Origin of the sequence: Actinacidiphila acididurans (assembly GCF_016918855.1) — a bacterium.
Lineage (GTDB): Bacteria > Actinomycetota > Actinomycetes > Streptomycetales > Streptomycetaceae > Actinacidiphila > Actinacidiphila acididurans.
In genome coordinates this window covers 1-1105 of sequence record NZ_JADKYB010000058.1, presented here as the reverse complement: position 1 = coordinate 1105, position 1105 = coordinate 1, and the positions used below count along the sequence as shown (strand labels likewise).

The 1105-nt window shown below is 69.6% G+C and carries 1 protein-coding gene; it reads right to left on the bottom strand.

All coding sequences use genetic code 11. The annotated features are described in order from the left end of the window. A partial coding sequence (locus ITX44_RS40600; protein ID WP_236062542.1) for a condensation domain-containing protein occupies window positions 1-1105 on the bottom strand: 1105 nt, incomplete at both ends.

Genomic DNA, 1105 nt, shown 5'->3' with positions numbered 1-1105 from the left:
ACCCGCGCCTCCGAAACACCCGTACCGTCCCCACGCACATCCAGCACACCGAACGGCGCCGTCGGCTCCGACACACCACCCAGCAACCCGGCGAAGTACTCCTCATGCTCCGCCCTCGACACCGCCAACAGCGCCTGCCCCACGAACTCCCGATACGGCAACGACGGCGGCAACTCACCCTGCCGACCCTCCACAAACGCACGCACCTCCGCCAGCACCACATCAATCGTCGTGTGGTCGAGCACGATGTGATGGCTGCGGAACAGCAGGAGCCAGCCGTCGTCGTCCGGTGCCGGCGCCACGTGCGCGTCCATCAGCGGCGCCCGGGTCAGATCGATCCGGCGCTCGCAGCGGGCCGCCAGTCCGGCCGCGTCGCTTCCGGTGGCGCCGACTTCAACGATCGGCAGCGTGGCCGTGCGGTGGACGACCTGCACCGGGTGGGGCAGGCCGTCGGCAACGATCCCGGTGCGGAGGATGTCGTGCCGGTCGATCACCCGCTGCCAGGCGGCCAGGAAGGCGTCGAGCAGCTCGCGAGTGCCGAACCGCAGCACGAAGCGCAGGACGTAGGGATCGGCGTTGTCGAGGTGGTGGTGGAAGAGCAGTCCTTCCTGCAGGGGGGCCAGGGGGTAGACGTCGGCGATGTTGGCCGCCCCGCCCGGCACCGCGGCCGCGACGGTGGCCAGTTGCCCGGTGGTCAGGCCGGACAGCGGCACCATCTCGGCGGTGATCTCGGTGGCATCCTCCGGGATCAGGCAGGGCGGGACCTCGACCGTGGCAACACCTTCCACCGCGGCCAGCCGGGCCGGCGTCGGCTCCGTGAACAACGTACGCACATCGACCGAAACGCCCCGGACCCGCAGCCGCTCGACCAAAGTGACCGCCAGCAACGAATGGCCGCCCAGGTCGAAGAAGCTGTCGTCGACGCCGACCGCATCCAGCCCGAGTACCTCGGCGAACACGGCGCACAAGATCTCCTCACGCACCGTCACCGGACCACGACCACCACCCGCCGGCCGCTCCGGCACCGGAAGAGCCTTACGGTCCAGCTTCCCGTTCACCGTGACCGGCAACGCATCCAAAACCACGAACGCCGAGGGCACCATGT